This window comes from Streptomyces sp. NPDC050085 (genome assembly GCF_044460595.1).
GTDB lineage: Bacteria > Actinomycetota > Actinomycetes > Streptomycetales > Streptomycetaceae > Streptomyces.
Genome location: NZ_JBITJZ010000007.1, coordinates 113859 through 133183 on the forward strand (window position 1 = coordinate 113859; position 19325 = coordinate 133183).

The 19325-nt window shown below is 72.8% G+C and carries 19 protein-coding genes and 1 riboswitch; of the genes, 9 read left to right on the plus strand and 10 right to left on the minus strand.

Annotation, left to right across the window (positions count from 1 at the left end):
- Positions 1 to 25 precede the first annotated feature (25 nt).
- Complete coding sequence (locus tag ACIBUY_RS25860) at positions 26 to 1330, plus strand: MFS transporter (RefSeq protein WP_399153859.1); 1305 nt, start codon at positions 26 to 28, stop codon at positions 1328 to 1330.
- Here the strand turns inward: ACIBUY_RS25860 and ACIBUY_RS25865 are convergent.
- Complete coding sequence (locus ACIBUY_RS25865; RefSeq protein ID WP_399153860.1) at positions 1263 to 2495, minus strand: phosphodiester glycosidase family protein; 1233 nt, start codon at positions 2493 to 2495, stop codon at positions 1263 to 1265. The genes ACIBUY_RS25860 and ACIBUY_RS25865 overlap by 68 nt on opposite strands.
- Before the next feature lie 26 nt (positions 2496 to 2521).
- Positions 2522 to 2890, minus strand: a complete 369-nt coding sequence (locus ACIBUY_RS25870) for a DUF779 domain-containing protein (RefSeq protein WP_365575671.1) — start codon at positions 2888 to 2890, stop codon at positions 2522 to 2524.
- Positions 2891 to 2965: 75 nt separating this feature from the next.
- Between ACIBUY_RS25870 and ACIBUY_RS25875 the strand changes: the two genes are divergently transcribed.
- The gene (locus tag ACIBUY_RS25875; RefSeq protein WP_399153861.1) at positions 2966 to 3319 is read left to right on the plus strand and encodes a hypothetical protein; all 354 of its coding nucleotides are present in this window, start codon (positions 2966 to 2968) and stop codon (positions 3317 to 3319) included.
- A gap of 22 nt (positions 3320 to 3341) precedes the next feature.
- Here the strand turns inward: ACIBUY_RS25875 and ACIBUY_RS25880 are convergent, their stop codons facing one another.
- Entirely contained in the window at positions 3342 to 4502 is a 1161-nt protein-coding gene (locus ACIBUY_RS25880) for a hypothetical protein (RefSeq protein ID WP_399153862.1), read from the minus strand.
- A gap of 161 nt (positions 4503 to 4663) precedes the next feature.
- Between ACIBUY_RS25880 and ACIBUY_RS25885 the strand changes: the two genes are divergently transcribed.
- A complete protein-coding gene (locus ACIBUY_RS25885) occupies positions 4664 to 5284 on the plus strand; it encodes an L-threonylcarbamoyladenylate synthase (protein ID WP_365575665.1) in 621 nt (206 codons plus the stop codon).
- On the opposite strand, the gene ACIBUY_RS25890 is transcribed toward ACIBUY_RS25885, so the two are convergent.
- The 6 genes from ACIBUY_RS25890 to ACIBUY_RS25915 all read right to left on the minus strand — a co-directional run bounded on the left by ACIBUY_RS25890 (position 5285) and on the right by ACIBUY_RS25915 (position 13282).
- Positions 5285 to 6061: an ABC transporter ATP-binding protein gene (locus ACIBUY_RS25890; protein ID WP_399153863.1), complete on the minus strand. Its 777-nt coding sequence runs from the start codon at positions 6059 to 6061 to the stop codon at positions 5285 to 5287. It abuts the gene before it with no gap.
- Positions 6058 to 7074: a FecCD family ABC transporter permease gene (locus ACIBUY_RS25895; protein ID WP_399154040.1), complete on the minus strand. Its 1017-nt coding sequence runs from the start codon at positions 7072 to 7074 to the stop codon at positions 6058 to 6060. Before ACIBUY_RS25895 ends, ACIBUY_RS25890 begins: the two co-directional genes overlap by 4 nt.
- 11 nt (positions 7075 to 7085) lie before the next feature.
- Positions 7086 to 8141 carry an ABC transporter substrate-binding protein gene (locus ACIBUY_RS25900; RefSeq protein WP_399153864.1) on the minus strand — a complete coding sequence of 352 codons (1056 nt, stop codon included), beginning with the start codon at positions 8139 to 8141 and terminating at the stop codon, positions 7086 to 7088.
- A 37-nt stretch (positions 8142 to 8178) separates the two neighbouring features.
- Positions 8179 to 8381: riboswitch (cobalamin riboswitch) on the minus strand.
- A 29-nt stretch (positions 8382 to 8410) separates the two neighbouring features.
- Complete coding sequence (locus ACIBUY_RS25905) at positions 8411 to 10543, minus strand: hypothetical protein (protein WP_399153865.1); 2133 nt, start codon at positions 10541 to 10543, stop codon at positions 8411 to 8413.
- 9 nt (positions 10544 to 10552) lie between these two features.
- Positions 10553 to 11815 carry an arginine deiminase gene (locus ACIBUY_RS25910; protein WP_399153866.1) on the minus strand — a complete coding sequence of 421 codons (1263 nt, stop codon included), beginning with the start codon at positions 11813 to 11815 and terminating at the stop codon, positions 10553 to 10555.
- Between the two features lie 24 nt (positions 11816 to 11839).
- Positions 11840 to 13282, minus strand: coding sequence for a basic amino acid/polyamine antiporter (locus ACIBUY_RS25915; RefSeq protein ID WP_365575653.1), 1443 nt, complete (start codon positions 13280 to 13282; stop codon positions 11840 to 11842).
- A 127-nt stretch (positions 13283 to 13409) separates the two neighbouring features.
- Between ACIBUY_RS25915 and ACIBUY_RS25920 the strand changes: the two genes are divergently transcribed.
- From ACIBUY_RS25920 to ACIBUY_RS25930, 3 genes are read left to right on the plus strand one after another with little or no spacing between them, the layout of a single operon-like run.
- Positions 13410 to 14504, plus strand: coding sequence for a chemotaxis protein (locus ACIBUY_RS25920; protein WP_365575651.1), 1095 nt, complete (start codon positions 13410 to 13412; stop codon positions 14502 to 14504).
- Between the two features lie 26 nt (positions 14505 to 14530).
- Positions 14531 to 15148 (plus strand): hypothetical protein, encoded by a 618-nt coding sequence (locus ACIBUY_RS25925; RefSeq protein ID WP_365575649.1) that lies wholly within the window; start codon positions 14531 to 14533, stop codon positions 15146 to 15148.
- 46 nt (positions 15149 to 15194) lie between these two features.
- Positions 15195 to 15587, plus strand: coding sequence for a helix-turn-helix transcriptional regulator (locus ACIBUY_RS25930; RefSeq protein ID WP_365575647.1), 393 nt, complete (start codon positions 15195 to 15197; stop codon positions 15585 to 15587).
- A gap of 65 nt (positions 15588 to 15652) precedes the next feature.
- Here ACIBUY_RS25930 and ACIBUY_RS25935 read toward each other — a convergent pair whose 3' ends face one another.
- Positions 15653 to 16087, minus strand: a complete 435-nt coding sequence (locus tag ACIBUY_RS25935) for a hypothetical protein (protein WP_399153867.1) — start codon at positions 16085 to 16087, stop codon at positions 15653 to 15655.
- Between the two features lie 248 nt (positions 16088 to 16335).
- On the opposite strand from ACIBUY_RS25935, the gene modA reads away from it, so the two are divergent.
- Genes modA through ACIBUY_RS25950 form a run of 3 tightly spaced genes read left to right on the plus strand, consistent with a single transcriptional unit; the run spans position 16336 to position 19285 of the window.
- Entirely contained in the window at positions 16336 to 17133 is a 798-nt protein-coding gene (gene modA / locus ACIBUY_RS25940; RefSeq protein WP_399154041.1) for a molybdate ABC transporter substrate-binding protein, read from the plus strand.
- Complete coding sequence (gene modB, locus ACIBUY_RS25945) at positions 17130 to 17978, plus strand: molybdate ABC transporter permease subunit (protein ID WP_365575643.1); 849 nt, start codon at positions 17130 to 17132, stop codon at positions 17976 to 17978. Before modA ends, modB begins: the two co-directional genes overlap by 4 nt.
- Positions 17975 to 19285 (plus strand): ATP-binding cassette domain-containing protein, encoded by a 1311-nt coding sequence (locus ACIBUY_RS25950; RefSeq protein ID WP_399153868.1) that lies wholly within the window; start codon positions 17975 to 17977, stop codon positions 19283 to 19285. The genes modB and ACIBUY_RS25950 overlap by 4 nt, the downstream gene beginning before the upstream one ends.
- The last annotated feature ends 40 nt before the right edge of the window (positions 19286 to 19325 follow it).

Genomic DNA, 19325 nt, shown 5'->3' on the forward strand with positions numbered 1-19325 from the left:
CAACCATCAAGGAGAGGGGTGTCGTATGCGAGAGGGCTGTCGTACGGACGCTGCGCCCGTTCCGTCCGGGGCGCTGCCCACGCGCCTGGTCCTGCTGTTCGCCGTCGCCTGCGGCAGCGCGGTGGCCAACGTCTACTTCGCCCAGCCCCTGCTGGTCACGCTCGGCGAACGGTTCGCACTCGGCTCCGGGACGCTCGGCGCCATCGTCACGATCACCCAACTCGGTTACGCGGCCGGCCTGTTGCTGCTGGTCCCGCTCGGTGACCTCGTCGGTCGGCGCCGGCTCATCACCCTCCAACTGGCTCTGCTCGCCGGTGCGTTGCTGCTCGCGGGACTCGCCCCCGGAGCGGCCGTGCTGCTCGCCGCCCTCGCGGCGGTCGGCGCCCTCGCCGTCGTCGCCCAGACGATGGTGGCCGCGGCGGCCCAACTCGCCGCCCCCGCCCACCGGGGCCGGGTGGTCGGCTCCGTGACCAGCGGGGTGATCACCGGGATTCTGCTGGCCCGCACCGTCGCGGGCGTCGTGGCCGACCTGGCGGGCTGGCGCGCCGTGTACCTCCTGTCGGCCGGGGTGACGGCGCTGCTCGCCGTACTCCTGCGCATCGCGCTGCCCGCCGACCGGCCGCCGACGGTCACCCTGCCCTACCGGCGGCTGCCGGCGTCGACCGTCGCCCTGTTCGCCCGCCACCCGCTGCTGCGGATCCGCGGCCTGCTGGCCCTGCTGGTCTTCGCGGCCTTCAGCACGCTCTGGAGCAGCGTGGTCCAACCCCTCAGCGGACCGCCGTGGTCGCTCTCGCACACCGCGATCGGCGCGTTCGGCCTCGCCGGTGCGGCCGGCGCCGTCGCCGCGGCAGCCGCGGGGCGGTGGAACGACCGCGGTCTGGCGCAGCGCACCACGGGTGCCGGGCTGATCCTGCTCGCCGTGTCCTGGCTCCCGCTGGCCTTCACCCGCCAGTCGCTGTGGGCCCTGGCGGTCGGCGCGCTGCTCCTGGACTTCGCCGTCCAGGCCGTGCACGTCACCAACCAGTCCCTCGTCTACGCCGTCCGGCCCGACGCGGGAAGCAGGATCATCGGCGGCTACATGGTCTTCTACTCGGCCGGGAGCGCCCTCGGCGCCCTCGGCTCCTCCGTCGTGTACGCGGCGGCCGGCTGGACCGCGGTGTGCCTGCTGGGAGCGGCCTTCAGCTGCGCAGCCGTGGCGGTGTGGGCGACGACCCGGCACCTGGACCACGGCCGCCCGGCCGCGGTGTACCGGCCGCGGAGTGCTACCCGCGCGCGTACACCCCTATCCCGTTCGCGACGGCGCGTTCCGGAGAGTCCGTCGGGTGGTTGAGGAGCGTGACCGTGGCCGCTCCCGGCTCCCGCGCCACCAGCGACGAGGAGCCGCCGCCGTCCAGACTGAACGCGTCGTCCGCGCCCAACGACCGCATGACGTCCGCCACTTCGGCGATGGACAGACCCGTGCGGTACGCGGGCGCGCCGTCCAGGGCGAGCAGGATCAGGCTCCTGCCGTGGTCGGCGATCCCGGCGGCCGTGCGCACCGCGGACGTCTTCGCGTCGAGGCCCGGCAGCGGCGCGCCGCCCCGCAGCACCGGATAGCCGCCCACCGCGAACCGGTACGGGACACGCGAGTGCGCGGCGACGAGGCGGTGATCGACCCGTACCGGCTCACCCGGCGACAGCTTGCGCAGCCACTGCGCTCCGGCCTCCCGGCCCACCAGGACCGTGGTGCCGTCCGCTATGGGCCCGCCGCCGGGGACGTCCGCCGCCGACACGACCCGACCGCGGCGGACCGTCACCTCGTACGTGTCCGTGCTGCACGGCGCCGCCCGCTGCGTGTCCGTCCCGCACGTGGCACGGACCCGGGACACGCTGCCCCACTGCGCCGTGAACGCGCCCACCGAACCGACCGGCAGCGCGTACTGGTTGAGCCCGCCGAGCGGGACCCGGTCGTCCCCGGCGCGGACCGAGCCGTCGAGCGCCATGCTGTCGAGCCGGGCCCGCCGGTCCACGCCCACCCCGAGCACGTCCCGCGTCGACGTGCCCGGCGGCAGGGCCGGGCCGAAGCGCTGCCCGTCCGGAACGGCCGCCTTGAGCGTACGACCGCTCGCGACGGCGGGGCCGACCGAGGCGCCGGTCGCCTCGACGCCCGGATGCTGCGTCTCCGTGATGTTGAAGAAGTCCCCGTTGACCCCGCCCACCGCACCCGAGGCGTCGGCCATGGCGGAGACCGTCGCGCGGGCCCCGACGGCGTCCGGGTGCAGCAGGTCGACGCGGACCCGGGGATCGCGCAGATCGACGGTGAGGACATGGGCGTGGGCGGTGCCCTTGGCGGCGGGTATGTCGAACTCGGTGTACGTCACCCCGGGCGCGAGGCGCTCGCCCGCCGCGACGGCACTGGCCGGCGCGGCCCCCGTCAGGCTCGCACCGGCCAGCACACCCACGACCGCCAGGGCCGCCAGGAATCTCTTGCGTCTGTTGCCAACTCTCGTCTGCATCAAGGGAGTTCAGCAGACGACACGGGTCACGTCGATGGCCGGGTGCCGACCAGTCGGGAACGGATCAGGAAACGTACGCCCTCCGGCGCCTCGAGCGAGAAGCCACTGCCGCGGCCCTCGACGACGTCGACGATCAGACGCGTGTGACTCCACACCTCGTACTGGCTCTTGGACATCCAGAACGACACGGGTTCCGCCACGCCGTCCACGACCAGTTCCTGCAGCAGCACGTCCGCCGCGCCGGTCCTGAACTCGCCCTCCGGGTAGCACATCGGCGCACTGCCGTCGCAGCAGCCGCCGGACTGGTGGAACATCAACGGCCCATGGGCGTCTCGCAGTCGCCGCACCAGTTCGGCGGCCGCGGGGGTCAGCTCCACGCGGGGTACGTCGGTCATGACAGGACAGTCAACGGGCCGGGACGTTGCGACCACGTTGCACCCGGGGGCGCTTCGCCCGCATAGGCTCCCTTCATGGAACAGAAGGAGATCGTCCTGCGGGCCATCGGAGTGCTGACCGAGACGCAGGAAATGGTGCGCAGGCTCAACGAGGGGGACCGGCTGGACACCGATCTCACCCAACTGGGACAGCTCGTCACCGAGGTGTTCCCGACCATCGAGATCCCGGCGGGGTCCGACGCCGAGAAGGCCGCCGAACTGACCATCGCCGCACTGATGCCGGCGAGCGTGTCCCTCGTCGAGGCGTTCGCGTACCTGTTCACGCAGCTCGCGACGGTCCACGACGAGGGCCGCACCGACGTCAGCTCGGCGGAACTGCTGCAGGAGATCGCGCTGCGGATGGCCGAGTCGACGGCGCAGGGGGACTGAGAACCGGTGCCGGAACCCCCGCCTACTTGCCCGGACCCCGGCGGCGGCCGAACGCCTTCGTCAGCGCGTTCAGCGGTGATCCCTCCGTCCGCGCGGGCCCGGACGCGGGGGGCCGCGGCACCCCGTCGCCGCCCGTCGCCTCGGCCAGCGCCGCCTGCGCCGCGTCGGCCGCCTCCCGGTACAGGTCCCGGGACTTCGTCATCGCGTCGAGCGCCTCGGCGTACCGGCTCACCATCGTCTGCGCGTGGACCAGCTCCTCGTCCGGCGTCAGCAGGTGCCAGCCCTGGCGCAGCCGGGTCAGCGCCTGCTCGGCCTCGGCCGGCAGCGGGCGCGCGAACGCGGCGAACTCCCGGATCCGGTCGAGGAGTTCGAACGGCTCCGAGCCGTCGAGGAAGACGCTGCGCACGGTGAAACGATCCGCTTCGTAGCCGGGCAGCGGCGGCGACGTCGGCAGCACGACGGCGCCGCCGCGCGGCATCCGCAGCTTCAACTCCCGCTTCAGCGCGAAGTCGGCGATCTGCGCCTGCTCCGGCGTCGCCCGGTGCTCGATCACCCGGTGCCGGAGCCCCGGCGGCAGGAACCGGGTGATCGGCTGCTGTCCCTGCGCGTCCGGCGTCATCGCTTCGTGCACCACGACGTGCACGTACCAGCTCTGCCGGGTGCAGTCCCGCAGCAGGTGGCGCAGCTCGTCGTCGTCCTTCGGCAGCTGGTTCGCGGCTCGCAGCCGCAGCCCCGCCACCGTGTCGTGGTCCCAGTCGACCCGGTCGCTGTCCGGCCAGAACATGGTGGCGGGCGAGGGCCACCGGTCGTCCCAGGGCCGCTCGGCCTCGGCGGCGAGCACCCACAGGACACCCTCGGCGTCCTTGCGGCGCCCCTCCGGCTCGTACGTCGTCAGCTGGGCGCGCACCGTGACGTCGTCGGCCACGCGCCAGCGCGCCTCGAACAGGCGGCGGGCCGACGGGCCCGGGTCGGCGGACTCGTCGCGCGGGTGCAGCACGGTGGAGCGGGCCGCCTCGACGGGGTCGAGGTCCAGGAAGTCGTCGAGCACCCCGGCCGCCTTCAGGGCGATCAGGTTGCGCCGGACGTCCTGCTCGGGCTCGGCGCCGAGGTGGCGCCCGCGGCCCAGCCACGCGGTGTCGGGGACGGTGGGCGAGGAAGGCGAGGAAGAAGAATTCTTGGCCATGGAGTCGATCTGTGGGCGGTCGGGGGCCCGACCAGTATGGTCCTTCGACCCGTCGAAGGGCACGGGCAGGGTGCGCGGGTGTCGGGATTGTCGTCCGTGTGCCCCGCTCTCCCGGCGTGCGACGCCGTGGCGCGGCGCCCCCGATCCCGTACGCTCGGCGGATGGCCAGGTACTTCGACGTGCACCCCGAGAACCCGCAGGCGCGCATCATCGGCGCGGTCGCCGACGGCATCCGCGACAGCGCGCTGATCGCGTATCCCACGGACTCCTGCTACGCCCTCGGCTGCCGGCTCGGCAACCGCGAGGGCGTCGAGCGGATCCGCGCGATCCGGAACCTCGACGACAAGCACCACTTCACGCTGGTCTGCCAGGACTTCGCGCAGCTCGGCAGGTTCGTGCACATCGACAACGACGTGTTCCGCGCGATCAAGGCGGCCACGCCCGGCAGCTACACGTTCATCCTGCCCGCCTCGCGCGAGGTGCCGCGCCAGCTGCAGCACCCCAAGAAGAAGACCGTCGGCGTGCGCATCCCCGACCACGTCGTCACCCAGGCGCTGCTGGCCGAGCTCGGTGAGCCGCTGCTGTCCAGCACCCTGCTGCTGCCCGGCGAGGACGAGCCGCTGACCCAGGGCTGGGAGATCAAGGAGCGGCTCGACCACGCGGTCGACGCGGTGCTCGACTCCGGCGACTGCGGCACCGAACCCACCACCGTCATCGACTTCTCCGACGGCGGGGCCGAGATCATCCGGTACGGCGCGGGCGACGCCGAGCGCTTCGAGTAGTCATCGGACCGTGCCCAGGAAGCGGATGTGCGGGCGCTCGCCGGGCCCCGGCCGTGTGATGTGGGCGCGCACCCCGTAGACGTCCGCGACGAGGTCCTCGGTGAGCACGGCCCCGGGCTCGCCCGCGGCCACGACCCGGCCCTCGCGGAGCACGACGACCTGGTCGCAGTAGGCGGCGGCCAGGTTCAGGTCGTGCAGGGCGACGACGCTCGTGATCTGAAGTCCGCCGATCAGGTCGAGGAGCTCCAGCTGGTGCTGGATGTCGAGGTGGTTCGTCGGCTCGTCCAGGAGCAGCTCGCGCGGTTCCTGGGCCAGCGCGCGGGCGATCTGCACCCGCTGGCGCTCCCCGCCGGACAGCGTGTGCCACAGGCGGTGCGCCCGGTCGGCGAGGCCGCTGCGGGCCAGCGCCGCACGGACCGCGGCCTCGTCGTCGGCCGATGCCGGGGCCCAGGCGCGGCGGTGCGGGACCCGGCCGAGCCGTACGACGTCGGCGACCGTCAACTCGACCTGGGTGTCGCTCTGTTGCTGGACCAGCGCGATCCGCCGGGCGGCCGTTCTGCGCGGCACCCCGGCGAGCGGGTCCCCGTCGAGCGTGACGACACCCGACGCCGGGGCGAGCACCCCGGCGAGCAGGCGCAGCAGCGTCGACTTGCCCGAGCCGTTCGGGCCGAGCAGCCCGGTGACCGTGCCGGGCCGGGGCGTCAGGCTCACCCCGTCGAGGACGAGGGCGCCCCCGGCCGACCAGGAGACGCGGTCCGCGTGCAGGCCCGCGCTCACCGGACGGCCCGGCCGCGGTACAGGACGAGCACGAACGCGGGCACACCGATCAGCGACGTCACGACCCCCACCGGCACCTCCTGGGGCTCCAGGACCGTACGCGCCAGCGTGTCGACCCAGACGAGGAACACCGCACCCGCGAGCGCCGTGACCGGCAGCAGCCGTGTGTGCCCCGGGCCGACCAGGGCGCGGGCCGCGTGCGGCAGCACCAGACCGACGAAGCCGATCGCCCCGGCCGCGCTGACCAGGGCCGCCGTCAACAGGGCCGTCACACACAGCAGCACGAGCCGGGTGCGGGCCACGCGCACGCCGAGCGCGGCCGCCGCCTCCGGGCCGAAGGCGAACGCGTCCAGGGTCCTGCCGTGGCCGAGGCACACCGCCAGCGTCACCACGAGCACCGCCAGGCACAGCCACACCTCCGTCCAGCCGACGCCGCCCAGCGAGCCGAGCAGCCAGAACAGGACGCCGCGCGTCGTCTCCGCGTCGGCCGCCGTCAGCACCACGAACGACGTCAGCGCCGAGAAGAGCTGCATCGCGGCGACCCCGCACAGCACGACCCGGTCCGTGGTGCCGCCCAGCGTGTGGCTGAGCAGCAGCACCAGGGCGAAGGAGCACAGCGCCCCGAGGAAGGCCCCGCCCGACACCGAGACGGCGCCGCCGCCCAGACCGAGGACCACCACGAGCACCGCGCCGGTCGACGCGCCCGAGGACACGCCCAGGACGAACGGATCGGCGAGCGGATTGCGCAGCAGCGCCTGCAGCACCGTGCCGCAGACCGCGAGGCCCGCCCCGCACACCGCCGCGAGCAGCGTCCGCGGCAGCCGCAGGTCCCACACGATGCCGTCCCGGATCGGCGACAGCTGCGACGTGCCCCAGCCCAGGCGTTCCCCGACCGTCGTCCACACGTCACCGACGCCGATGTGCGCGGGGCCGATCGTGATCGCGACGGCCACGGACGCACACAGGACGGCGACGGCGGCGGCCCAGGCCAACACGGGCCGGACGAAGGGCAGTTGGGTGGTGCTCACTTGGCCAGGCCGAAGGTGCGCAGACCGGCGGCGACCTTCTCCACGCCGTCCACCGTCCGGATCGTCGGATTCATGTCCTGCCCGCGCAGCAGCACGTACCGCTTCTCGCGCACGGCGCTCATGTGCTTCGTGACCGGGTCGGACTCCAGGAACTCGATCTTCTGCGCGGCGGACTCCGCGGACTGCGAGCGGCGGGTGAGATCGCCGATGACGAGGACGTCCGGATCGCGGTCGGCCACCGTCTCCCAGTTGATCTGCGGCCACTCCTCGTGCGTGTCGTCGAAGACGTTGCGCACCCCGGTCTCCTCGGTGACGATGCCGGGCGCGCCGCAACAGCCCGCCATGTAGGGCGAGTCGGCGTTCGCGAACCAGTACAGGACGCTGACGTCCGACGCGTCGAGCCCCGAAGTGGCCTTCGTGACGCGGGACTTGAGGCGTGTGATCAGCTGCTCTCCGCGCTCGCGCACGTCGAAGACCCGCGCGAGGTCGCGTATCTCGCCGTAGACGGTGTCCATGGTCAGCGCCGACGTGCGCACGCCGTCCCCGTCTCCGCTGTTGTCCTTGCCCGCGCAGTCCGTGGGGGAGAGGTAGGTGGGTACGCCGAGCTGCTGGAACTGCCCGCGGGTCGCCACTCCGCCCTTGCCGAGCGTGTACGCGAACGAGGCCGCGGCGAAGTCGGGTTCCGTGTCCAGGACCTTCTCGAAGGACGGATAGCGGTCGGCGAGCCGCGGCACCTTCGCGTTCTCCTTCTCCAGCCCCTTCAGGACCGGATCGGTCCACGTCGCCGTGCCCACCATCCGGTCGGCGAGCCCGAGCGAGAGCATGATCTCCGCCGAGCCCTGGTCGAGGGCGACGGCCCGGCGCGGGGCGTGGGTGACCTCGACCTTCGTGCCGCAGTTGTCGAGCGTGACGGCGTCGCCCGCGCGCCGCGACGTGTCTGCGGAGCCCTGGCCGCCACAGGCCGTGAGCAACAGGGCGCCCGCCAACAGCGGTGCGAGGCAGCGGACTTGACGTGCGAACAGCACGGAACTTCCTTCGTCTCCAGGGCCCATGCGCGGAGCCGGTCTACGGTCCACCCCCGGCCGTGCATCGGTCCTGGAGGCCGCCAGCAGGTCTTCGGACTCGGGATCGTCCGCGCGAAGCGCCTTCCCGGGCCGGTTCGACCGGCCCAGTGGCAGTTGCTCCGCCCGTCACCCTCACCGCTGCGCGTCAGCTCCGGAATTCCACCGGATTCCCTGACCCGTATGCGTACGAGTACGCACAAAGGTACGACTGGCCATCGGAAGGTATCACTACGCTCGCCCCGTCCCGACGGCCGGTGTCACCGCTCCGCGTTGAGCGCGTCCACCGCTCCCGCCGCGTCGCCGATCGTCGCGTAGTCCACGGCGACGAAGTTCACCGGGCGGCCGCGTGCCCGCTCGCAGCGGTGGGCGCGGTCCAGGACGAAGTCGCGGGCGTTGACCGTGCCCGCGTCGAGGCGGCTGCCGCCGTTGATGGTGATGAAGTGGTTGAGCAGGAACAGCCGCTTGTCGTCTCCGCCGCGGTGCGGGACGCAGCTCATCTCGCCGGGGGAGCGGAACGCGAACGGGGTCTCCATGCCGTACGCGTAGAAGTTGCGGTACCAGGGCGCGGGGCCGTCGGCCTCCTCGGCGAACACGACCAGGCGGCGACCGCTGTCGATCATCTCGCCGAGCGTCGGCCACGGCTTCGCCGGATCCCGGTCGGGCGTGTGCACGAGGTCCGTCAACCCGGCCTCGGCGACGGCCTGTTGGGTCTCCTCGCCGGTGATCGCGTCCTGCACGATGAACGTGACGACCTCGCTCGGATGCTGCCGCATCCACGCGCCGATCTCGCGGAGCGTCGGCACCAGGGGCAGCGCGCCCGCCCGGCACACCGCATGGCACAGCCACAGGCCCTCGCGCGGCGGGTTGATGGTGTTGACCGCCTGCTCGACGAGCGCCCGCTGCGCGTCCGTGAAGTCCGAGGCGTCGAGCCGCGCGGCGATCTCGTCGGGCCGCTCCCACCGGTAGGTGTCGATCTGCAGGGCGCGCACGCCGTCGTCCAACTGGGCCGTGATGCCCGGGTCCTGGAGCGGCCCGATGAACCGGTCGACGGTCGTCGACATGGCGTTGTGCGAGGTGAGGTACGCGACCTCGTCGTACGGGCGGTCGCACAGCGCGGCGCTGCCCTGGCACAGCCGCGGCGCGGCCGCACTCGTCGCGAGCGGCACCACGACCATCCCCGCCAGCGCCACGGCCGCCGCACCGAGCCCGAGCCCGACCAGAGCCCGCGAACCCGTCGCACGTACGCGAAGACGCGCCGCGACGACCAGGCCCGCCCCGACGACGGCCGGGACCAGCGCCGCCCACAGCGCGCTGCGCGTGAGGTCGCCGACGGCCGCCCGCTGCACGTCGTCGACCAGGCGCGCGAGGCTCGCCGGCCAGGAGGCGGGCGGGTCGACGACGCGTCCGTCGGTGAGCAGCCGCGCCGCGACGACGACGGCCGCCGTCAGCAGGCCGCCGGTGAGCAGCGGCAGCCCGAGCCGCCGCAGCCGGCGCGCCTGCAGGGGAGAACCGAGGAACCACAGGGCGGCGAGCGCCAGGACGAGCAGGACCGCGGCCACGAGCTCCACCAGGCCGAGGCCCGCCGCGGTGTAGGGGCGCAGATCGTGCACGGCCCGGAGGTCGTTGCCGGAGGCCGCGAGGGCCGCGGTGAGGTCCCAGGTGCCGCCGCCCACGCTCTCCTGGATCCGGCGGGCCGCCTCCCGGGTGTCGTCGGAGACCAGGGAGGGCGCCACGGCGGCGAGCGCGGTGGCGACGTCACCCTCGGCGAGAGCCGTCTCCACCTGCGGGCGCAGCGCGTCACGGTCCTGCTCCGACAGCGGCCGCAGCAGCGCCTCGGCGACCTGGCCCGCCTGGTCGGGCGTCAGTGGCAACGCGGGCAGCCCGGCGGGCACGCGCCCCTCGGTGAGATCGCGTACCGCGCCCGACACGTCGGCCGTGAACCGGTCGAAGTCCGGTTCGTCGCGCCGCTGCAGACCGGAGACGAGATCACCGAAGTACGTCTGCGCGAGCTGGTCGACGTTGTCGAGCACCGGACGCAGGTCCACGGTCAGGTCGAGCGTGGCGCGGTCCCCGTTCAGATAGCCGACCACGGCGTCGATCTGCTGCCGCGTCAGGTCCCGCAGGGTGTCCGGCGGCAGTACCAGCTTGATGTTGGACGTCACCTGGGCCTCGGGCACGGCGAGCCGGGCCAGCAGGTCGCGGGTGACCGGCGAGGCCTCGGGGTCCACCAGGACCTCGTTGTAGAGCCGGTCGTAGGCGTGCTGCTCGTCCAGGACGGACGCGTGGAACGCCGGGTCGAGCAGCGTGCCGCGCAGCGTGGCCGTCGCGATGACGCACAGCGTGGCCAGCACCGCCACGAGGAAGGCGACCACGCGCCCGGCCCGCTGCACGGCGCGCCGTCAGAAGTCCACGGGGTCGCGCACGATCGGGCACGTCATGCAGTGCCCGCCGCCGCGGCCCCGGCCCAGCTCGGCGCCGACGATGGTGATGACCTCGACACCCGCCTTGCGCAGCAGGGTGTTGGTCTGCGTGTTGCGGTCGTAGGTGAAGACGACACCGGGTTCGACCGCGACCGCGTTGTTGCCGCTGTCCCACTGCTGGCGCTCCGAGGCGTACACGTCGCCGCCCGTCTCGATGACCTGCAGGCCGGGCAGCCCGAGCGACTTGGCGACGACGTCGACGAACGCGGCCGAGCCCTCGTCGGTGATGTCGAGCCCGGGCGCCTTGTCGCTCGGGCGCAGCGAGAACGTGTGCACCGAGTCCATGATCCGCGGGTACAGCGTGACGATGTCCCGGTCGGCGAACGTGAAGACCGTGTCCAGGTGCATAGCCGAACGCAGCTTCGGCATCCCGGCGACGATCACGTGCTCGGCCGCGCCCCGCTCGAACAGGGCGGCCGCGACCTGCGTGATGGCCTGCCGCGAGGTGCGCTCGCTCATGCCCATCAGGACCACGCCGTTGCCGACGGGCATGATGTCGCCGCCCTCGAACGTGGCCTGCCCCCAGGCGAGTTCGGGATCGCCCCACCACACCGTCGAGCCGACGAAGTCCGGATGGAACGTGTAGACCGCCTTCATCAGCAGCGTCTCGTCGTGCCGCGCCGGCCAGTACAGCGGGTTGAGGGTGAGTCCGCCGTACAGCCAGCACGTGGTGTCGCGCGTGTAGAGCGTGTTGGGCAGCGGCGGCATCAAGTACTCGCGCACGCCCGTCGATTCACGCGCCATCGACACGTACGCCGAGCGGTAGTCGTCGGGCAGATCGGTCGTGGCGAGACCGCCGATGAGGTACTCGGCGAGCTGCCGCGGCTCCAGCGTCTCCAGGAAGGCGCGGGTGTCGTCGATGAGCCCGGCGCCGACCTGATTGGCGACGATCTTGCGGTCCAGGAGCCAGGACCTGGCCTCCGGGAGCGCCATCGTCTCGGCGAGCAGCTCGTGCAGCTCGACGACGTCGACGCCGCGCTGCCGCAGCTTGTTGACGAAGTCGGCGTGGTCGCGCTGGGCGTTCTCCACCCACATGACGTCGTCGAAGAGCAGGTCGTCGGAGTTGGTCGGGGTCAGCCTGCGGTGCGCGAGCCCCGGCGCGCAGACCAGGACCTTGCGCAGCCTGCCCACCTCGGAGTGGACGCCGTACGCGGCGGACGCGGGGGTGTCGTGGTCAGTCACGGTGTGCCTTCCGGGGGTCGGGTCTCACAGGCTGATCCAGCCGGCGGCCAGCGCGACGACGCCGACCACGGCGCCGACGACGGAGACGACCAGAATGATCAACTCACGGGGGGAGAACAGGCGTCGGCCCTGCTCCCTGCGGGCCATGACGAACAGGATCGTGGCGGGCGCGTAGAACACGAACGACACCAGGACGAACTTCAGCCCGGCCGCGTACAGCATGAACGCCGTGTAGAGCGTGGCGATCGCCGCGATCGTCAGCTCGCGCGTCGTGGTGCGCCCGCCGTCCGTACGGGCATCGGGCCGCGCCCCGATCTTCACGGCGAACGCGGCCGCCAGCAGGTAGGGGATCAGCGACAGCGCACTGGTCAGGTCGAGCGCGAAGTTGAAGGCGTCGTCCGAGAACGCGGTGACGACCAGCACCACCTGGGTCAGCACCGTCGTCATCAGCAGCGCGGGCAGCGGTACGTCGGCGGAGGTGGAGCGGCGCAGGAAGCGCGGCATGTCGTCGTCCTTGGCCGCGACGAACAGCACCTCGGCCGCCATCAGCGTCCAGGCGAGATAGGCACCGAGGACGGAGACGATCAGGCCGACGCTGATGAACACCTTGCCCCAGGTGCCGACCGCCTCCTCCAGGACGCCCGCCATCGACGGCTGGCGCAGGTCGGCGATCTCGCCCATCGGCATGATCCCGTACGAGACGATGACGACGGAGGCGAAGACGGCGAAGACGCTCAGGAAGCCGAGGATCGTCGCCCGGCCCACGTCGGAGCGCTTCTTCGCGTGCCGGGAGTACACGCTCGCGCCCTCGACGCCGAGGAAGACGAAGACGGTCGCGAGCATCGTGCCGCGGACCTGGCCGAAGAGGGATCCGGCGTAGTCGGCGCCGCCCCAGTTGTCCGCGAACACCGACGGCTTGAAGTACACGAGGGCCAGCACGACGAAGACCAGGATCGGCACGATCTTCGCGACCGTCACGATCTTGTTGATCGCCGCCGCTTCCTTCACGCCGCGCCGGATCATCAGGAAGAACGCCCACAGACCGACCGACGAGAGCACCACCGCGAGCGCCGTGTCCCCGTCGCCGAGGGCCGGCCAGATCGCGCCCACGGTCGACATGATCAGCACCCAGTACGTCACGTTGCCGACGCAGGCGCTGGCCCAGTAGCCGAACGCGGAGAAGAAGCCCAGGTACTCGCCGAACCCGGCCTTCGCGTACGCGTACACGCCCGCGTCCAGATCCGGTCGGCGCACCGCGAGGGACTGGAAGACGAAGGCCAGCATCAGCATGCCGGTACCGGCGATCGCCCAGGCGATGAGGGCGCCCGCCACCCCGGTCTCCTCGGCGAAGCGCCGCGGCAGGGAGAACACACCGGCGCCGACCATGGAGCCGATGACCATGGTGGTGAGGGTGAAGAGCGGCAGCTTGGCAGTGGGCGCGCTCTTGGTGTCGACGGCCTGCTCCATGGCTTCAGTTTCATCCCGCTCGGTACCGGATCGCACCTTTTGGTGATGACGGGCAGTCGAAGCCGAATGGCCGGATATATCCATCTGTGCGCAGCATGGGGAGGTTGCGACAGAAGGGCTTTCAGGCATGCACTCCACGGTGACCCCGGCGATTCTCCAGAGCCTGCGAGAGCAGCGTCCCTATCCGGCGGTGACCCTCGCGATGCCCACCTTCCGGCGCCCGCCGGACAACGCGGGCGACCCCGTCCGCCTGGGCAACCTCGTCCGCGAGGCCGTACGGCAGCTCGAGGCGGACCCCGCCGTGACGAAGGAGCGCCGCGAGGACGTCCTCGCCCACCTGGACGCGGCGGTCGCCGAGGTCGACCTCGCCCACGCCGAGGACGGCCTGGTCGTCTTCGCGGCGCCCGGCGAGCACCAGGTCTGGACGCTCGACCGCACCGTGCCCGAGCGGGTGGTCGTCGCGGACACCTTCCTCACCCGCAACCTGGTCGCCGCCGACGCTGCCCGGCACCCGTACTGGGTGCTGACCGTGGCCGCCGACCGGATCGCCCTGTGGGACGGGCAGGGCGAGCGGGTCGGCGAGGACACCGGCCACGGGTTCCCGCTCGGCCGCGGCCCCGACGACCCGGACGCCGAGCGCAAGGAGCGCATCGGCGACACCCCGAGCACCTTCCGCGACGAGCGGACCCGCCAGTTCTTCCGCGACGCCGACACCGCCCTCGCCGACGTGCTGCGCGACGAGCCGCGCCCGCTGTACGTCACCGGGGAACCGGCCGCGCTGTCCCTGCTCGGCGAGGTCGGCAGCGCCACGCACGGCGCCGCCCTCGTCCCGTTCGGCGGCCTGGCCCAGGCCGCGCCGGGCGCCGTCGCCCAGGCCGTGGCCCCGGCGCGCGCCGCCGACGCCGAACGCGACATCGCCGACGCGCTCGCCGCGCTCGACCGGGCCCGCGGCACCGCCACGTACGCGGCCGGCGTCGACGAGGTCTGGCAGAAGGCCTCCGACGGCCGGATCCACCAGCTCGTCCTCGAGGAGAACCACCGCGTCACCGTGCGCGCCGGCGAGGGCCACCTCGAACCCGCCGCGGACGACGACCTGGACGCCGTGCACGACATCGTCGACGAGATCGTCGAATCCGCCCTGGAGACCGGGGCCCGGGTCGTCCACGTCCCCGAAGGAACCCTGGCGGACGCGGGGCACATCGCGGCCGTCCTGCGCTTTTGAGCCTCGCCTTGGAAAGGAACCGAACCATGAGTGCAGCCAAGGTCCGCCGCCGCGGCCCGCTGGTCCTCGCCGTCTGCGCGGTCACCGCCGCCCTGACGCTCTCGGCCTGCAGCACCGACAGCGACCACGACACCGGCGCGAGCGTCACCCCTCGCCCGACCGCCCCGGACGCGTCGAACTTCTCCGGCGAGCCGCCCTCCGCGCTCGCCTCCAGCGCCGCGTCGAAGAAGGCCGAGGTCAAGGAGTCGGCGTCGGCCGCGGCCGAGTCGGCGTCCGAGCGGGCCCGCGACTTCGAGGCGTCCGTCGCCGCCGACGTGGAGCGCAACCGCCAGGAGTTCACCAAGGAACTGGACGGCGTCGACGGCCAGGGCAACGCGATGAACGACGTCTCCCTCACGGGCAAGCCGCTCGCGGAGACGAACAACGTGCGCGCCCTCGTCGTGAACATCACCAACAAGACGGATCAGACCGCCTCGTTCGCGGTGCAGGTCGACTTCAGCGACTCCGACGGCAAGGTCGTCGAGTCCAAGGTCGTCGGCGCCAGGGACCTGAAGCCGGGCGGGCGCGCCCAGCCGCTCGCCATCAGCTCCCACCCGCCGGAGCCGCACCTCACCGCGAAGATCGCGAAGGCGCAGCGGTACTGAGATGCCGGGAGAACGCGGTGCGGCCGCGGTCGCTATCTTGTGATCCATGCAGTCCTACACCATCGGCCAGGCCGCGCGGCTGCTCGGCGTCAGTCCCGACACCGCGCGGCGCTGGGCGGACGCGGGCCGGGTCGCCACACACCGCGACGAGGGCGGGCGGCGCCTCATCGAAGGCAAGGACCTCGCCGCGTTCTCCGTCGAACTGGCCAAGGGCACGGGCGAGGAGGACGTCTCGTACACCTCGGTGCGCAACGCGTTCCCCGGCATCGTCACCGCCGTCAAGCTCGGGGACGTCGCCGCACAGGTGGAGATCCAGGCCGGACCGCACCGCCTGGTGTCGCTGCTGACCCGGGAGGCCGTGGAGGAGTTGGGCCTGGAGGTCGGCATGGAGGCCACTGCCCGCGTGAAGTCGACGAACGTCCACATCGACCGCACCTGAACCACCGGCGCCCCCTCGGGCGGGCCCGGTCCCCTGGCTCTCGGCCGAACGCCGCCGGATCTGTCTCAAGCCCGCGGCGCACAGTCCCCGTCCACCCGGATCGTGCTGATGCCGCTGATGTGCCGCGCCCCGCACCGGTCCTGCGGCAGCACCAGCTGTGGCCCGGCGACGTCCAGCGGGATGCTGTCGATCGTCAGCGCGAGCAGCACGGGGGCGCCCGCGAAGTCCGGGTCCGTCTCCGCCCACGACAGCAGCGCGTGATGCCCGTCGGTGCCGCGCACCGCGACGAGGTACCGCAGCCGGTCCTTGCGGCGCACCGGGTCGAAGCCGGGCCCGTTCGCCGACAGCACGTCGTACAGGCGCGGACCCGTGAACCGGTGGTGCTGCTCGCCGCTGGTGGCGCCCGCGAAGTCCACCTCGACGCCGTGCTGCGGCCAGGCCCGCAGGTCGGACACCGTCAGCCGGGCGGGGCGGGCGTCAGGGACTCGGTCACGGGGCACCGCCGCCCGCAGGACCGTACCCGCCGGACTGTCCCGTACAAACGCACATGCGTACATCCAAGCCGCAAGACCCCAGCTCATGCGATGTGACAGAAGACTTACACCTGGCACCTGCGGCAGTATGATCCCCGCAACCCGCTCGACTGCCGCACACGTCGAACGCCCAGGCACCTCGCTCAGGCACCAGCTTCAGGAACAAAGGGAGTGGCCCCCCCGTGACAACCCGATCCGCGCGCCGGACCCGCCGCATGCTCCAGGTGACCGGCGCCGGCGCCGCCGCGCTGCTCACCCTGAGCGCCTGCGGCTCGTCCGACTCCGACTCCGGCTCGTCCTCCGACTCCACGGCGTCCGACTCCGCGGACAAGAAGGTCACCGGCACGGTCACCGTGTTCGCCGCGGCCTCGCTCAAGGAGAGCTTCACGACCCTGGGCAAGCAGTTCGAGAAGGCGCACCCCGGCACCAAGGTCACCTTCAGCTTCGGCGGCAGCGACAGCCTCGCCGCCTCCATCACCGGCGGCGCCCCCGCCGACGTGTTCGCCGCCGCCAGCCCCAAGACGATGAAGATCGTCACGGACAAGGGCGACGCGGCCGGCTCGCCGTCCACCTTCGTGCGCAACCAGCTGGAGATCGCCACCCTGCCGGGCAACCCCGACAAGGTCGCCTCCCTGAAGGACCTCACCAAGTCCGGCCTCAAGGTCGTGCTGTGCGACAAGACCGTGCCGTGCGGCGCCGCCGCCCAGAAGGCGCTCGACGCGAGCAGGCTCAAGCTCACCCCGGTCTCCTACGAGCAGGACGTCAAGAGCGCCCTGACCAAGGTCGAGCTGAAGGAGGCCGACGCCGCGGTCGTCTACAAGACCGATGTGAAGGCCGCGGGTGACAAGGTGGAGGGCGTGGACTTCCCCGAATCCGCCGACGCCGTCAACGACTACCCGATCACGCTGCTCAAGGACGCGCCCAACTCCGCCGCGGCGAAGGCGTTCATCGAGCTGGTCAAGTCCGCCGACGGCCAGAAGGTGCTGACCGAGGCCGGATTCCTCAAGCCGTGACCTCGCTCGACAAGACCGGCGCCGCGGCCGACACCCTTCAGGGCGGTCCGCGGCGCCGCCGCCGCGCCCGGGCCGCCCCGCTGCCGCTGCTACTGCCCGCGCTGGTGGGTCTCGCCTTCCTCGTCGTCCCGCTGATCGCCCTGCTGGTCCGCGCCCCCTGGCGCGACCTGCCCTCCCAGCTGACCAGCCCCGAGGTGTGGCAGGCGCTCCAGCTGTCCCTCCTGTGTGCCACGGCGGCGACGCTGGTGAGCCTGGTGCTCGGGGTGCCGCTGGCCTGGCTGCTCGCCCGCACGGAGTTCCGCGGCCGCGGTTTCGTCCGCGCCCTGGTGACCCTGCCGCTGGTGCTGCCCCCCGTCGTCGGCGGTGTGGCGCTGCTGACCGCGCTCGGCCGCAACGGCATCGTCGGCCAGTACCTCGAATCCTGGTTCGGCCTGACGCTGCCGTTCACCACGACCGGCGTCATCATCGCCGAGGCGTTCGTCGCCATGCCGTTCCTCGTGATCAGTGTCGAAGGCACCCTGCGCGCCGCCGACCCCCGCTACGAAGAAGCCGCCACCACTCTCGGCGCCTCCCGCTTCACCGCGTTCCGCCGCGTGACGCTGCCGCTCATCGCGCCCGGCATCGCCGCGGGCTCCGTGCTCGCCTGGGCCCGCGCCCTCGGCGAGTTCGGCGCGACCATCACCTTCGCGGGCAACTTCCCCGGCCGCACCCAGACCATGCCCCTCGCCGTCTACCTCGCCATGCAGAGCGACCCGGCCGCGGCGATCGCCCTGAGCCTGGTGCTGCTCGCCGTCTCCATCACCGTGCTCGCGGGGTTGCGCGACCGATGGATGACGGCCTCATGAGGAAGGACCGCGCCATGCCCGGCGACCACAGCCCGGCCTCGCCCTCGCCCTCGGTCCCGGCCTCGCCCTCGACCCCGGCCTCGCCCTCGCCCTCGACCCCGCCTTCGACCCCGCCTTCGACCCCGGCCTCGACCCCGGTCCCGGCCTCGACCCCGGCCTCGCCCTCGGTCCCGGCCTCGCCCTCGACCCCGGCCTCGCCCTCGACCCCGACCCCGACCCCGGCCTCGCCCTCGACCCCGGCCGAGTACTCTCCGGCAGGCGCCGACGGGGCCGGTCTCGACGCCCGCCTCGTCGTCGACCGCGGCACCTTCCGCCTCGACGTCGCCCTCACCGCCGCCCCCGGTGACGTGGTCGCGCTGCTCGGCCCGAACGGGGCAGGGAAGACCACCGCCCTGCGCGCCCTCGCCGGGCTCACCCCGCTCGACGCGGGACATCTGCGGCTCGACGGGGCCGAGTTGGACGGCACCCCGCCCGAATCCCGGCCGGTCGGCGTCGTCTTCCAGGACTACCTGCTCTTCCCGCACCTCACCGCCCTGGACAACGTCGCGTTCGGGCCGCGCTGCCAGGGCAGGACCAAGGCCGAGGCCCGCGCCGAGGCCGCGACCTGGCTCGAGCGGATGGGCCTGGCCGCCCACGCCGGGGCCAAGCCGCGCCGCCTGTCCGGCGGTCAGGCCCAGCGCGTCGCCGTCGCCCGCGCCCTGGCCACCCGGCCGCGCCTGCTCCTCCTCGACGAACCCCTCGCCGCCCTCGACGCCCGTACGCGCCTGGAGGTACGCGCCCAACTGCGGCGCCACCTCGCCGAGTTCGAGGCCGTCGCCGTCCTGGTCACCCACGACCCGTTGGACGCCATGGTGCTCGCCGACCGGCTCGTCGTCATCGAGCACGGGCACGTCGTCCAGGAGGGCGCCCCCTCCGACGTCGCCCGCCGCCCGCGCACCGACTACATCGCCCAGCTCGTCGGCCTCAACCTGTACCGCGGACAGGCCGAAGGACACACCGTCCGGATCGACGAAGGCCCTCCGATCACCACCACCGAGGAACTCGAAGGCCCCGTCTTCGTCGCCTTTCCGCCCGGCGCGGTGACCCTCCACCGCGAACGCCCCGGCGGCTCGAGCGCCCGCAACCTGTGGCGCTGCGAGGTCGCCGGCATGGAGATCCACGGCGACCAGATCCGTGCCGCCCTCACCGGTGACCTGCCGCTCGCGGCCGACCTCACGACCGTGGCCGCGGCCGAACTCGACCTGCACCCCGGCACCACGGTCTGGGCGACGGTCAAGGCGACGCAGACGCACGCCTACCCGGCGTGAACCCGGCGCGACCACCGTGAGGCGTCCGCAGGCCCCGTCC

What these genes read in the sequence shown, in the direction of transcription:
- ACIBUY_RS25870 (WP_365575671.1), bottom strand. Translation starts at nt 2,890, where the DNA reads ATGACCGACGTACCCCGCGTGGAGCTGACCCCCGCGGCCGCCGAACTG.
- ACIBUY_RS25900 (WP_399153864.1), bottom strand. Translation starts at nt 8,141, where the DNA reads ATGGGCCCTGGAGACGAAGGAAGTTCCGTGCTGTTCGCACGTCAAGTC.
- ACIBUY_RS25865 (WP_399153860.1), bottom strand. Translation starts at nt 2,495, where the DNA reads ATGCAGACGAGAGTTGGCAACAGACGCAAGAGATTCCTGGCGGCCCTG.
- ACIBUY_RS25915 (WP_365575653.1), bottom strand. Translation starts at nt 13,282, where the DNA reads ATGGAGCAGGCCGTCGACACCAAGAGCGCGCCCACTGCCAAGCTGCCG.
- ACIBUY_RS25925 (WP_365575649.1), top strand. Translation starts at nt 14,531, where the DNA reads ATGAGTGCAGCCAAGGTCCGCCGCCGCGGCCCGCTGGTCCTCGCCGTC.
- ACIBUY_RS25875 (WP_399153861.1), top strand. Translation starts at nt 2,966, where the DNA reads ATGGAACAGAAGGAGATCGTCCTGCGGGCCATCGGAGTGCTGACCGAG.
- ACIBUY_RS25930 (WP_365575647.1), top strand. Translation starts at nt 15,195, where the DNA reads ATGCAGTCCTACACCATCGGCCAGGCCGCGCGGCTGCTCGGCGTCAGT.
- ACIBUY_RS25950 (WP_399153868.1), top strand. Translation starts at nt 17,975, where the DNA reads ATGAGGAAGGACCGCGCCATGCCCGGCGACCACAGCCCGGCCTCGCCC.
- ACIBUY_RS25860 (WP_399153859.1), top strand. Translation starts at nt 26, where the DNA reads ATGCGAGAGGGCTGTCGTACGGACGCTGCGCCCGTTCCGTCCGGGGCG.
- modA (WP_399154041.1), top strand. Translation starts at nt 16,336, where the DNA reads ATGCTCCAGGTGACCGGCGCCGGCGCCGCCGCGCTGCTCACCCTGAGC.
- ACIBUY_RS25880 (WP_399153862.1), bottom strand. Translation starts at nt 4,502, where the DNA reads ATGGCCAAGAATTCTTCTTCCTCGCCTTCCTCGCCCACCGTCCCCGAC.
- ACIBUY_RS25885 (WP_365575665.1), top strand. Translation starts at nt 4,664, where the DNA reads ATGGCCAGGTACTTCGACGTGCACCCCGAGAACCCGCAGGCGCGCATC.
- ACIBUY_RS25920 (WP_365575651.1), top strand. Translation starts at nt 13,410, where the DNA reads ATGCACTCCACGGTGACCCCGGCGATTCTCCAGAGCCTGCGAGAGCAG.